This is a genomic window from Streptomyces sp. NPDC004667 (assembly GCF_040609475.1).
Lineage (GTDB): Bacteria > Actinomycetota > Actinomycetes > Streptomycetales > Streptomycetaceae > Streptomyces.
The window spans coordinates 1-12,609 of sequence record NZ_JBEXKC010000133.1; the positions used below are offsets into that span (position 1 = coordinate 1).

A 12,609-nucleotide genomic window follows, 5' to 3' on the forward strand; every position below is an offset into this window, starting at 1 on the left:
CGTCACGGCCGCCTTCGGCGCGGCCGGCCACCGCCCCCCGCGCCTGTTCCCCGTGACCCCGGCGGCCGGCGCCCGCCGCCTCGCGCCCGAACGCGGGACGCGGTGGTCCGCCGGGTCGGGAGGATCGGGGGCGAGGGGGCTCAGCCGGTGAAAGCGGCGCCGTCCAGGGTCCCGTGGGGATCCTGGACGGCTCGCTCCGGCCTCCGTGGCCCCCTCGTCCGAGGGGCACTCAGGGGGCGACGCGACGCAGCCGGATGAGCCGGCTCGCATAGTCCCCCGGCGGCAGCCGCAGGTCGATTCCGCGCTGGACCAGGAGGGTGCCGCTGTACACCTGGTCCAGGTCCGGGTCCAGGTAGTGCGCGCCGACGTCGAGCGCGGGCAGTCTGACGGGGGCGGGCGGATGGCCGAACCGGGCCGAGGGGCGCCAGGCGAGGACGGCGTGTTCGCCGCCGTCTTCGGCGGCGTAGTGGACGGCCTTCACCCCGCCCGCCCCCCCGACGCGGTACTGGAGGCCGTACTGCACCAGAGGGCGGATCCGTTTGTACTCGGCCACGAGCCCGGCGGCCTCGTCGAGTTCCTCCTCGGACCAGGTCGTCAGGTCTCCGCCGAGGCCGAGCGCGCCGGACATGGCCACGTGGAAGCGGAAGCGCAGCGGAGTGAGCCGTCCGGTGGTGACGTTGGGGCTGTCGGTGACCCACGCGGCCATGACCCGGGCGGGGAAGAGCTGGCTGAAGCCGTCCTGGATCGCGATCCGGTCGACGGGATCGGTGTTGTCGGAGGTCCACACCTGGTCGGTGCGGGCGAGGATGCCGAGGTCGGCGCGCCCGCCGCCGCCCGCGCACGCCTCGATGCGCAGGCCCGGGTGGTCGGCGCGGAGCCGGTCCATGACGCGGTAGACGGCCCGCGTGTGGTCGATCCAGAGCCGGTCCGGATCGGGATGCCCTTCCCGGCCGGCCTCGGTGAAGGCGCGGTTGGCATCCCACTTGAGCCAGTCGACCCGGTGGTCGCGGACGACGGCGTCGAGCATCCGGTGGGCCCAGGTCTCCACCTCGGGCCGGGCGAAGTTCAGTACCAGCTGATGGCGCAGCTCGGTCGCCTCGCGCGTGGGGGAGTGGACGACCCAGTCCGGGTGGGCGCGGTACAGATCGCTGTCGCGGTTGACCATCTCGGGCTCCACCCACAGCCCGAACTCCATGCCGAGGTGGTGGACCTCGTCGGCGAGGGGGCGCAGCCCCCGAGGGAAGGCGTCGCGGCGCGGGACCCAGTCGCCGAGGCCCGCCGCGTCGCTCCGTCGCGCGCCGAACCAGCCGTCGTCCAGTACGAAGAGTTCGGCGCCGGCCCGGGAGGCCAGGCGGGCCAGCCGGACCTGTCCGGCCTGGTCGACGCCGAAACCGGTGGCCTCCCAGGAGTTGTAGACGACCGGCCGCTCCCGGTCGGGCGCCGGCAGTACGTGGTCCCGGACGTGGCCGTGCCAGGCGCGGCTGGCCGCGCCGAAGCCGTGCGGGGTGTAGAGGCCGGCGAACACGGGGGTGCGCAGGCTCTCGCCCGGTCGCAGCGTCCAGCGCAGTCCCTCGTGCCCGAATCCGCCGGTCCAGGTGGTGCGGCCGACCGGGTCGCGGTGGAGGGTGATGCGCCAGCTTCCGCTCCAGGCCAGGGCGGTGCTCCACACCTCGCCCCGGTCTTCCGTCGCGGTGCCGTCGTCGAGCGCCAGCCAGGGGTTGGCGTGGTGGCCGGTGAGCCCCCGGCGGCTGGTGAGGACGGTCTCGGCGACGGGCAGCCGGTCGCGGTTCAGCTGGAACTCGCTGTTCCAGCCGCCGGTGAGGTGGCTGAGCCGGTAGTCGGCGAGCGCGGGGGCCGTCCAGGAGGCCGAGTCCAGCCGGTCGACGGTGATGGGCCCGGCGCCGTCGTCGTCCGCCGCCGCGGTGTGGGTGAGCTCCACCCAGCGTTCGATGACGTCACTGCCGGGGCGGACGCGGTAACACAGCTCGGCGCGCAAGGGGTAGTGGCGGTCGAGCAGGCGCAGGCGCAACTCGCCGCCGTCGACGGTGTGTCCGGTGAACCGCCACTGGGCGCCGCTGGTCCCGTCGGCGAACCGGACCTGGAGGCCCGCCGGGCCGAACCGCGCCCCGGTCTGCGGAGCCAGTTCGTCCGCGGCGGCGTCGGCCTCGAAGCTGCTGGCGGCGGGCGAGGCCGCGTCCGGCAGCCGGGACAGGGCCACGGCGTCGAGCGGCGCCCCCCAGTACACGTGCCGAGGGCTTCCGTCGGGGCCGATGCGCAGCGCGTACAGGCTGTTCGGCGTGCGGAGGAGGGCGACGTCGGAGCCGGGGTCGAAGGAGGCGAGCGGGAGCGCGGCAGGCACGAAGGGTCTCCTGGGGTGCGGAAAGGAGCACGGCCGTAAGAAGGGTGGTGCGGGTGAGAACCCCGCTGCGCCGAACGCCCGGCTACAGGCCGTGAGTTGGGCCAGAGGCTAAGGCGGGAACGGGTGGGAAATCAATACTGGACGAAGTTATTTATTTGCTCTACGTTGCACCCGTGTTTCGAAACGATCCCCGACCACTGGTCACCGCACCGGCCGAAACCGCCGTCCTCGCCCTGCTCCTGGCCGAGGGCCCGCTCAGCCGGGTCGAGCTCGCGCGCCGGACGGGGCTGTCCTCGACGGCCATCACCAAGGCCGCGAGACCGCTCATCGACGACGGCTATCTGCACGAACTCGCGCCGGAACGCACCGCTCCGGGAGCCGGGCGACCCGTCAACCCGCTCGCGGTCACCCCGGACCGGGAGTTCTTCGTCGGCGTGAAGATCAGCGACGACCGGCTGTTCGGCGTGGTGTGCGACCTGCGGGCCCGAGTACGGGCGACAGCGGGCCGGATACTCGGTGACCGCCGGCCCGAGGCGGTCAGCGCGCTCCTGACCGAACTCGTCGACGAACTGCTGGGCACCGAGCCCGCGTTCCGCGAACGGACCCGGCACCTGGGCATCGCGGTCTCGGGAGACGTGGACCGCGCGAGCGGCCGGGTCCGCTTCTCCGGCCGTCTCGGCTGGAGCGACGTCCCGCTCGCCGAAACGGTGAGCGCGTCCACCGGTCTGACGGTCACCGTCGAGAACGACGTCAAAGCACTCACCATCGCCGAGCACTGGTGGTTCGGGGAGGGAGTGGGCACCGGCTACTTCGCGCTGGTCACCATCGGCGCGGGCATCGGTTCCGCCATCGTCGTCAACGGACAGCTGGTGCAGGGCGCCTACGGCGTGGCCGGGGAGATGGGGCACATCCGCGTCGACCCGGCCGGCCCCACCTGCCGCTGCGGCTCGGTCGGCTGCGTCGAGGCGATCGCCTCCAGCGGCGCGATCCTCGAAGCGGTCCGCCGGGGCACCGGACGCGCAGGGCTCGCGTTCGAGCAGGCCGTGGAGCTGGCCCGCGACGGGGACCCGGTGGCGCGGGAGGCCTTCGCCCGCGCCGGTCGGGCGATCGGGGTCGCCATCGCCACGCTCGTCAACCTCGTCGGCCCGGAACGCGTCGTGGTGAGCGGCGAGGGAACCGACACCTACGACCTGTTCGGACAGCACATCAAGGACGCCTACGCGTCCCACACCTTCGGGGCGGCGGGCCGGTGCCCGCTGTCGCTGCGCCCGCTCCCCTGGGAGGAGTGGGCCCGCGGGGCCGCCGCGGTGGCCGTACAGGCGCTGTTCCCGTAGCACCGCACACAGCTCACCCGCCCGGCGCCCTTCCCAGCCGGCAAGCAATGAGGAAGGGCACCAACCGGGCGGAACACACCCACATCACGCCTGCCCTCACGGAAGGATGCGACATGAGCGCACACAGAACCGAGCTTAGCCGAAGGCGTTTCCTCGGCGGATCGCTGATGGTCGTCGCGGGAAGCGTGGTGACCGCCGCCTGCAGCACGAACCCGGCCGGGGGCGGCTCCTCCGCCGCCGGGACCACCCTGAACGTCTGGTACCACGCCTACGGCGAGGCGGGCGCGCAGCAGGCCGCGCTGCGCTACGCGACCGCCTTCACCAAGGCCCACCCCGACACGGCCGTCAAGGTCACCTGGGTCCCCGGCGACTACACGGCCAAGCTGAACGCGACGCTGCTCACCGACGCGGCCCCGGACGTCTTCGAGATCGGCGACTTCAACGACAGCCTGGCCCGCCGGGGCCAGATCGCCGCGCTGGACGACCTCTACGGCAGTGCCAGGTCCGACTTCAACGACAACGCCATCGCCGGCGTGACCGTCGACGGCAAGCTCTACGGCGTCAAGATGATCGACGACGTCATGATGCTGTACTTCCGCAAGAGCAGGCTGGCCCAGGCCGGAATCACCCCGCCCACCACGTTCGACGAACTCGTCGCGGCGGCGAAGGCCCTCACCACCAAGACGGGCAAGGGCCTGTTCCTCGGCAACGACGGCCTGGGCGACAGCCCGATCCTCGCGGTCCGCTCCAACGGCGGCGATCTGGTGGCCGACGGCAAGGTCGCCTTCGGCTCCCCGCAGGCGCTCGAAGCCCTGACCGGCCTGAAGCGCCTGCACGAGGACAAGTCCCTGCTCCTCGGCTACACCACCGACTGGTGGGATCCGTCCGCCCTCACCCAGGACGTCGTGCCCATGCAGTGGTGCGGCCTGTGGGCGATGCCCGCGATCAAGACCGCGCTCGGCGACGACTTCGGCGTCCTGCCGTGGCCCGCCTTCAAGGCCGGCGGGAGCCCCGTCGTGCGCGTCGGCGGCTGGTCCGGCTGCGTCAACGCCAAGAGCAGGAACGTGGACGCCGCCAAGAAGTTCGTCCAGTGGCTGTGGGTCCAGGAGAGCGGACTGCAGAAGGACTGGGCCGAGAGCTACGGGCTCCACGTCCCGCCCCGCAAGTCCGTGGCGGCGGGCGCCGAGAAGCTTTCCGGCGGCGCCGCCCGGGAGGCGGTGGAACTGGCCGCCAAGTACGGCAAGTCCAACCCGGGCAGCTGGGAAACCGCCGTGAGCGACGCCTTCAGGGCGGCCGCCGTGAAGATCGTCGGCGGGCAGGGCGACCCCGCGCAGGTCCTGGCGGAAGCGGTGGACCGAGCCCAGACGGTCGTCGACAAGCAGCGCGGCTGATGGTCGCGGCACCCCACACCGGCACGCACCGGACCGGCCGGTCCGGGCCTTCCCGGACTTCCGGGACCTCCGACCGGGGCACCGCCCGCTCCGGGCGGCGGCGGCCCCGTACCGAACGGCGGCCCCGCACCGGGCGCTCGGCCTGGGCCGCCTTCGCGCTGCTCACCGCGCCGACGCTCATCGGCCTCGGCGTCTTCAAGTACGTGGCCATCGGCTGGAGCTTCCTGCTCAGCCTCAGCGACGCCCGCGGCACCATAGCCCCCGGCCGGTGGGTCGGCCTGGACAACTACCGGACACTGCTCTCCGACCGGACGTTCCGCGCCTCCCTCGGCCAGATCCTGCTGTTCACCGCCTTCATCGTGCCCGTCACCTTCGCGGCCTCCCTCGGGCTCGCCCTTCTGGTGCACCGGATCCGGCGAGGGCGGGCCGTGGTGCGCACCGCCTTCCTCATCCCGGCCGCCGTGTCCTACGTGGCCGCCTCGCTCCTGTGGAAGATGTGCCTGTTCAACGGGTTGCCCACCGGCATCGCCAACACCCTCGCCGGATGGTTCGGCACGGACCCGGTCCCCTGGCTGCAGACCACCTCACCACCGCTGTACTGGATCGTCCTGGTCACCCTCCGGCTCTGGCTCCAGGTCGGCTTCTACATGGTGCTCTTCCTCGCCGGCCTCCAGGGCATCCCCGAGGACCTCTACGAGGCCGCCGCGCTCGACGGGGCGAAGGGCCTGCGGCTGTTGCGCAGCATCACGCTGCCGATGCTGCGCAACACCTCCGTCGCCGTGCTGATGCTGCTCTTCATCGCGGCCTTCCAGGCCTTCGACGAGTTCTACAACCTGTTCAACAGCGGGCTCTCCGGAACCGGCGCGGCCCCCGTACAGACCCCGCTGGTCTACCTCTACAGCACCGCTATGGGCAGTCAGGACTACGGCCTCGGATCGGCCGGAGCGTTCGTGCTGACCGCCCTCATCGTCGGAGTGACCCTGATCCAGGGGCGCTTCACGGGATTCGGGAGAAAGGAAGGATGAGCCGCCCATGAACTCCGTGCCGAGGCTCTCCGGAGCCCTGCGCCTCTCGGCGCGGGGACTGCTGGTGGGCCTGCTGACAGCGGCCTTCCTGACGCCCTTCTACCTGATGCTGCGCGGTGCCCTGATGGACGCCCGGGGCGTGAGCTCGCCGCACTGGACGTGGTGGCCTTCCCCGATGCACTTCGAGAACTTCAGCGCGCTCTTCGACGACCCGGGCCTGTCCATGGGCAGGGCGCTGGCGAACTCGGCCCTGATCGCCGTCATCACGGCCCCCGTCTCCACGCTCCTGGCCTCCGCCGCCGGCTACGCCTTCGCGCGGATACCCGTACCGGGACGCGGCGTCCTGCTCGCCCTGGTGGTCGCCACCCTGATGATCCCGAGCTCGGTGACCTTCGTACCGACCTTCGTCGTGGTCGGATCGATGGGCGGGGTGAACACCCTGTGGGGCATCGTCGTGCCCGGCCTGTTCAACCCCTTCGCCGTCCTGCTGTTCCGCAACTTCTACCTCCGCTTCCCGGCCGAGATCGAGGAGGCCGGACGGCTGGACGGGCTGGGCTGGTTCGGCCTCTACCGCCGCATCGCCCTGCCGAACTCCGGCGCCATGCTCGCCTCGCTCGGAGCGCTGGCGTTCATCGACAGCTGGAACTCCTTCCTGTGGCCCCTGGTCATCGGCCAGGACCCGTCGGCCTGGACGGCGCAGATCGCCCTGTCGACGTTCCTCACCTCACAGACCGTCAACCTGCCCGGCCTGTTCGCCGGAGCCGTCGTGACGATCACCCCCCTGGTCGTCATGTTCCTGGTCGCCCAGCGCTACATCGTCGAGGGCATCGCCACCAGCGGCCTCAAAGGCTGACCCCGGAGCGACCGTCGCCGCCGGCCGCACGCACGTCAAGAGCACGGCACACCCTCCATCCCCAGAAGGGGCCGACATGACACGCACCCCACTGCTCCGACGCGCGACCGCGGCACTCGCCGTGCTGTCCGCGCTGCTCCTCGGCACGAGCACGGCCGCCACCGCGGCGGCACCCGCTTCCGGCGGATCCGCCACCGTGACCGCCACCCCGGCCACGCCCACGGTCCTGAGCGGCCGACAGCTGGCCGCTTCCTGGACCGGCCCCCTCAGCACCCGGGGCCGCTGGATCGTCGACGCCGGGGGCAACCGCTTCAAGCTGAAGGCGGGCAACTGGGCGGGAGCCCAGGGGACGTGGACCGGGAGCGGGGACATCAACGATCCCGCCAGCCACATGCACGGCGAACCGGCCCACAGCATGCCGCTCGGACTGGACCGGGCCCCCATGGCCGCCATCCTGGCCGACTTCCACGGCCTGGGCCTCAACAGCATCCGGCTGCCGTTCTCCAACGCCCTCGTCCACGACACCACGCCCGTCCCGGACACGGCGATCGCCGCCAACCCGCAGCTGAAGGGCAAGACACCGCTCCAGGTCCTCGACGCCGTCATCGCGGCCCTCACCGCCGACGGCTTCGCGGTGATCCTCAACAACCACACCACCACGGCCCGCTTCTGCTGCGGCCTGGACGGCAACGAGCGCTGGAACAGCAGCCAGAGCACCCAGCAGTGGGTCGACGACTGGCTGTTCATGGTGAACCGCTACAAGGCCGACAAACGAGTGGTGGGCGCGGACCTGCGCAACGAGGTGCGCCGTGACACCTGGGACGACCCCAACTGGGGCTGGTACGACGGCCACGACGCCTACGCCGCCTTCGAAGAGGCCGGAAACCGGATCCTGCAGGCCGACCCCGACATGCTCGTCGTCATGGAGGGCATCAACTGGTACGGCATCCCCCTCGCCGGACTCCCGCACGGGCGGCCGATGCTGACGCCGGTGGCCAACCTCTCCCACACGCTGATCGAGTCGGGCAAGCTCGTCTACGCAGCCCACTTCTACGCCTACACCGGCCCCGCCAACACCGGCGCCGGCAGCGGCCCCGGATCCACGAGCGACCCGCGCTACCAGGACTTCACCCCGCAGCAGCTCGCCCAGGTGGTGAACCAGGAGGCACTCTTCGTCACCGAAGCCGGCCAGCACTTCACCGCCCCGGTGTGGATCAGCGAGTTCGGCGCCGGCGGCCGCGGCTCCGACGACCCCAAGGAACGGGCCTGGCTGCACAACTTCACCGACATCCTCACGGCCAACGACACCGACTTCGCGATCTGGCCCCTGGTCGGCTGGACCGACGCGGCCGGCGCCCCGATGGACAACTGGGCACTGCTGTCCTACAGCACGACCGGCGTCCGCCAGGGCATCGAGGACGGCGGCGACTGGCGCGCCGACGACTGGAACAAGCTGGTCTCCGCCCCCGGCCGCACCGGCCAGGTGCCCCAGGTCAGCCACTGGAACATGCTCGACCTCGACCACGCCGACTACGACGTCTCCGCCACGATGTCGGCGCAGCCGGACTGGTCGCCGGGCAACCGCAAGGGCAACTGCCCGGACAGCCAGCGGCTGACGGGCCTCGGCCGCAGCGACAGCCGGGGCCTGTGCACCGACGCCGGCCAGCCCCGGAAGGCGGGCGGCGCCTGGACCGCGGTCACCGACGAGCGCTACGTCACCCGGGGCGACTGGGCGGACGGCTACAACAAACTGCAGTGCCCCGAGAACTCCTTCGCGGTCGGCTACAGCGTGAGCAACAACGCCATGTCCGCCCTGCTGTGCGCCCCCGCCGCAGCCCCGCTGCCCGTCACCGGCCGCACCATCTGGTTCGACCACGGCGACAACCGCCCGGCCGCCGGAGGCTCGACCGGCAGCGACTGGGCGCCGGGCTACTACAAGGGCCAGTGCGCCGACAGCGAATACATCGCCGGAGTCGCCTTCACCTGGCGGTGGAACCACGGCGGCGTCCCCGATGCCCTGCTGTGCCGCCCCCTGGCCTGACGGGCACCCCCTCCGCCCCACTTCCCCCTTCCCCCGCTTCCCGAGGAGCGCACGGCATGCCCCGACTGGAGATCGCCGCAGACGGCTTCCGTCTCGACGACCGGCCGTTCCGCATCGTCTCCGGTGCACTGCACTACTTCCGCGTTCACCCGGAGCAATGGGCCGACCGGCTCCACAAGGCGCGCCTGCTGGGCCTCAACACGGTCGAGACCTACGTCCCGTGGAACCTCCACGCCCGCCGGCGCGGGGAGTTCCGGCTCGACGGAGGTCTCGACCTGCCCCGCTTCCTCCACCTCGCCGCCGCCGAGGGCCTGCACGTGCTGCTGCGCCCCGGACCGTACATCTGCGCCGAATGGGAGGGCGGCGGCCTGCCCTCCTGGCTCCTCGCCGAGGAAGGCATCGCGCTGCGCAGCCGCGACCCGCGCTTCCTGCGTGCCGTGGACGAGTACCTCGGAGCCCTCATGCCGCCCCTCCTGCCCTGGCTCGGGAGCCGCGGCGGGCCGGTGCTCGCCGTCCAGCTGGAGAACGAGTACGGGGCGTACGGGGACGACCCCGGGTACCTCGCCGACCTGGCCGCGCTGCTCCGCCGCCACGGCGTGGACGTCCCCCTGTTCACCTGCGACCAGCCCTCGGACCTCGCGCGCGGCGGCCTCGAAGGAGTGCTGCGCACCGCCAACTTCGGCAGCGGGGCCGAGAGCGGCCTCGCGCGGCTGCGCGAGCACCAGCCCACCGGGCCCCTGATGTGCTCGGAGTTCTGGATCGGCTGGTTCGACCGGTGGGGCGGGACCCACGCCGTCCGCGACGCCGACGACGCCGCCGCCGAACTCGACCGGCTGCTCGCGGCCGGTGCCTCCGTGAACGTCTACATGTTCCACGGCGGCACGAACTTCGGCTTCACCAACGGGGCCAACGACAAGGGGACGTACCGCCCCACCGTCACCTCGTACGACTACGACGCACTGCTGGACGAGGCGGGCGACCCCACCCCCAAGTACACCGCCTTCCGCGAGGTCATCGCCAAACACGCCCCGGTCCCCGACGAGCCGGTGCCCGCCCCCGCGCCGAAGCTCGGCCACGGGCCGGTCGCACTCACCGAATGCGCGCCCCTGCTGGCCCAGGCGGACCTCCTCGCCGGCGCCGTCGAGGCGGCCCGCCCGCTCACGATGGAGGAGCTCGGCCAGGACTTCGGCTTCGTCCTGTACGAGACCCGGCTGCCGGACCGGGGCCCGGTCGTCCTGCGCGCCGAAGACGTACGCGACCGCGCGCAGGTCTTCGTGGACGGACAACCGGTCGGCGTGCTCGAACGGGAGGCCCGCGAGCACGCCCTGGCCTTCGCCGTCCCCCGTCCCGGAGCCCGGCTGACGGTGCTGGTGGAGAACCAGGGCAGGGTCAACTACGGGCCGGGCGTCCACGACCGCAAGGGACTCCTCGGCCGTACCGTCGTGGGCGGCCGGGAGCCGGCTCCGTGGTCCAGCAGCGCCCTGCCCCTGGACGATCTCACCGGTCTGTCCTTCACCGCCTACGACCCGAAGTCGCCCCCGGTGGGCCCCGCCTTCCACCGCGGCCACTTCGACCTCGAAAGGCCCGCCGACACCTTCCTCGCCCTGGAGGGCTGGACCAAGGGCAACGTCTGGGTCAACGGCTTCGCGCTGGGCCGGTACTGGTCCCGCGGTGCGCAGGCCACGCTGTACGTCCCGGCCCCGGTGCTCAGGGCCGGCCGCAACGAGATCACCGTCCTCGAACTGCACGCCTCGACCACCCGCACGGTCGCCCTGCGCGACCACCCCGACCTGGGCCCGACCGAGGAGTAGCCGAAGAGGACCTCGGGCCACGACACGGGTCTCACGATGCAGGAGGAGCTGGTGGCCGCGGAGCCCGTCTTGCGAGGATGGGACTCCAACACCCCTACACGGAAGCTGAGTTCATGAACGAGAAAGACCCGAAGGTCGAGTCGGTCGAGAAGTTCTTCGCCGCCTACGCGGCCGGGGACGTCGACGGCATGAGTGCCGTCCTGGCACCGGACATCCAGTGGACGATCCCCGGACGGCACCCGCTGTCCGGGACCAAGCACGGCGTCGCCGAAGTCCGCAGCTTCTTCGACCAGCTCGGCAAGGCCGGCTTCCAGGCCGACCCGATCTTCTTCGGCAGCAACGACGAGTACGTCGTGGACATCCACCGCGGCTGGACGACCGCGGGCACCGGCAAGGTCGACACGACCTGGGCCCTGGTGTGGCACTTCGACACCGACGGCCGTATCGACCGCGTCGTCAACCTGAGCGGTGACCAGCACCAGATGGACAACTTCATCTGGGAGAACTTCACCCTCGCGCCGCTGCCCGACCGCCTCGCCTGACCGTCCCCGGAGCTGCCCCGGCTCCGCCCGCCCGGGCGACGGGCGGGCGGGCGGAGCCGGGGCACCGCCACTTCGGAGACCGGTATGCGGGCCGGGTCAGGGGAGTGGCGGCGCGAGCACTCCGGTGCCGTCGTAGCGGTCTCGAAGCGCCCGGAGCCGGGCCAGGTTGCCGCCGTAGGCCGCCCGCGTCTCGCTCTCGGTCTCGGGGAGGCCCGGCCGCAGTTCGACGCTGTAGACCCCGACGGTGTGCGCGGCCAGGGCCCGGAGCGTGTCGCGGGCCCACGCCCTGCAGGCCTCGGTGTCGGCGTCGTCGTCCCAGATCGCGTTCAGCGGGATGCTCCATTCGGCGGTCCTGCCCCAGAACGCGGTGGCGGTGTCGTCGACGTCGGCCAGGGCCCCGCCGGTGTGCTGGAAGTCGATGCGGCAGGCCCGCGTGGGTGCGGCGCGGATCCGCTCCGCCAGCGCACCGGCGACAGCGGCGTCGAGCGTGGGACCGGTGAAGACCGCCTTGCCGAAGAACGAACCACGCGGACCGTCACCCGGCCGGGGCAGCCGCACCGGTTCGGGCTCGGCGCCGCCGGCCCCGGGGATGGCGAACTCGGGCAGCCCGGCCGGATAGCGCCCGGACCCCTCCGAACGGTAGAGCGGAGGCGCGCCCGACCCGGCGACGACGGCGGAGGCCGCCGACCTGGCCCGCCCGACGGCGCTGTCGTGCCGGCTCGCGCAGGCGGTGTAGACGAACAGGACCGGCTCGTCGGGCGAGAGCGAGGAGTAGCCGAGGACCGCGCTCATGGTGGTGTCCCGCGGAAGCTCGGGAGCGACCCGGAAGTACGTGGCGAGCGCGTCCGGACGCACCACCGCCCGGTCGACCCGGACCGGAGCGATCTCGTGGGTCCGGAACACCGCGGAGGTGACCACCCCGAACCGGGGCGCGCCGCCCCGGACCGCCCACCACAGGTCGGCTTCCTCGCCCGCGCTCCTCTCCGAGAGACGCACGAGGTCGCCGGACGGGAGCACCAGCTCGACCTCCACGAGATGGTCGACGGTGAGTCCCAGGGACCTCGTCAGGTAGCCGATGCCCCCTCGGGTCGCCATCCCCAGGCCCGCGTGGCCGGACACACCGACCGGCACGGCGCGACCCGCCGGGCCGAGGACCCCGAGCATGGTGGCCATGGTCGCCCCACCGCCGACGAGCACGCGGTCTCCGTCCGGACGGGCGCGATCGCGGTGCTCCGAGAGATCCAGCATGACGG

General features: G+C 72.3%; 9 protein-coding genes. 7 read left to right on the forward strand and 2 right to left on the reverse strand.

Annotated elements, in window-relative coordinates; all coding sequences use genetic code 11:
• Positions 1-229: 229 nt before the first annotated feature.
• Entirely contained in the window at positions 230-2,359 is a 2,130-nt protein-coding gene (locus tag ABZW32_RS36780) for an alpha-galactosidase (RefSeq protein ID WP_356224796.1), read from the reverse strand.
• A 173-nt stretch (positions 2,360-2,532) separates the two neighbouring features.
• Here ABZW32_RS36780 and ABZW32_RS36785 point away from each other — a divergent pair, with 173 nt between their 5' ends.
• From ABZW32_RS36785 to ABZW32_RS36815, 7 genes are all read left to right on the forward strand, one after another.
• Positions 2,533-3,693: an ROK family transcriptional regulator gene (locus tag ABZW32_RS36785; RefSeq protein ID WP_356224798.1), complete on the forward strand. Its 1,161-nt coding sequence runs from the start codon at positions 2,533-2,535 to the stop codon at positions 3,691-3,693.
• 113 nt (positions 3,694-3,806) lie between these two features.
• On the forward strand, positions 3,807-5,084 hold the full coding sequence (locus tag ABZW32_RS36790) for a sugar ABC transporter substrate-binding protein (protein WP_356224800.1): 1,278 nt from the start codon (positions 3,807-3,809) through the stop codon (positions 5,082-5,084).
• Positions 5,084-6,109 carry a sugar ABC transporter permease gene (locus tag ABZW32_RS36795; protein WP_356224802.1) on the forward strand — a complete coding sequence of 342 codons (1,026 nt, stop codon included), beginning with the start codon at positions 5,084-5,086 and terminating at the stop codon, positions 6,107-6,109. The genes ABZW32_RS36790 and ABZW32_RS36795 overlap by 1 nt, the downstream gene beginning before the upstream one ends.
• Before the next feature lie 7 nt (positions 6,110-6,116).
• Entirely contained in the window at positions 6,117-6,962 is an 846-nt protein-coding gene (locus ABZW32_RS36800; RefSeq protein ID WP_356224804.1) for a carbohydrate ABC transporter permease, read from the forward strand.
• Between the two features lie 76 nt (positions 6,963-7,038).
• Complete coding sequence (locus ABZW32_RS36805; protein ID WP_356224806.1) at positions 7,039-9,003, forward strand: cellulase family glycosylhydrolase; 1,965 nt, start codon at positions 7,039-7,041, stop codon at positions 9,001-9,003.
• A gap of 56 nt (positions 9,004-9,059) precedes the next feature.
• Positions 9,060-10,814: a beta-galactosidase gene (locus ABZW32_RS36810; protein WP_356224808.1), complete on the forward strand. Its 1,755-nt coding sequence runs from the start codon at positions 9,060-9,062 to the stop codon at positions 10,812-10,814.
• A 113-nt stretch (positions 10,815-10,927) separates the two neighbouring features.
• Entirely contained in the window at positions 10,928-11,356 is a 429-nt protein-coding gene (locus ABZW32_RS36815) for a nuclear transport factor 2 family protein (RefSeq protein ID WP_356224810.1), read from the forward strand.
• Between the two features lie 96 nt (positions 11,357-11,452).
• Here ABZW32_RS36815 and ABZW32_RS36820 read toward each other — a convergent pair.
• Positions 11,453-12,609: FAD-binding protein (locus ABZW32_RS36820; RefSeq protein ID WP_356224812.1), on the reverse strand; the 1,157-nt coding region annotated here is incomplete at its 5' end.

What these genes read in the sequence shown, in the direction of transcription:
- ABZW32_RS36790 (WP_356224800.1), top strand. Translation starts at nt 3,807, where the DNA reads ATGAGCGCACACAGAACCGAGCTTAGCCGAAGGCGTTTCCTCGGCGGA.
- ABZW32_RS36795 (WP_356224802.1), top strand. Translation starts at nt 5,084, where the DNA reads ATGGTCGCGGCACCCCACACCGGCACGCACCGGACCGGCCGGTCCGGG.
- ABZW32_RS36800 (WP_356224804.1), top strand. Translation starts at nt 6,117, where the DNA reads ATGAACTCCGTGCCGAGGCTCTCCGGAGCCCTGCGCCTCTCGGCGCGG.
- ABZW32_RS36805 (WP_356224806.1), top strand. Translation starts at nt 7,039, where the DNA reads ATGACACGCACCCCACTGCTCCGACGCGCGACCGCGGCACTCGCCGTG.
- ABZW32_RS36810 (WP_356224808.1), top strand. Translation starts at nt 9,060, where the DNA reads ATGCCCCGACTGGAGATCGCCGCAGACGGCTTCCGTCTCGACGACCGG.
- ABZW32_RS36815 (WP_356224810.1), top strand. Translation starts at nt 10,928, where the DNA reads ATGAACGAGAAAGACCCGAAGGTCGAGTCGGTCGAGAAGTTCTTCGCC.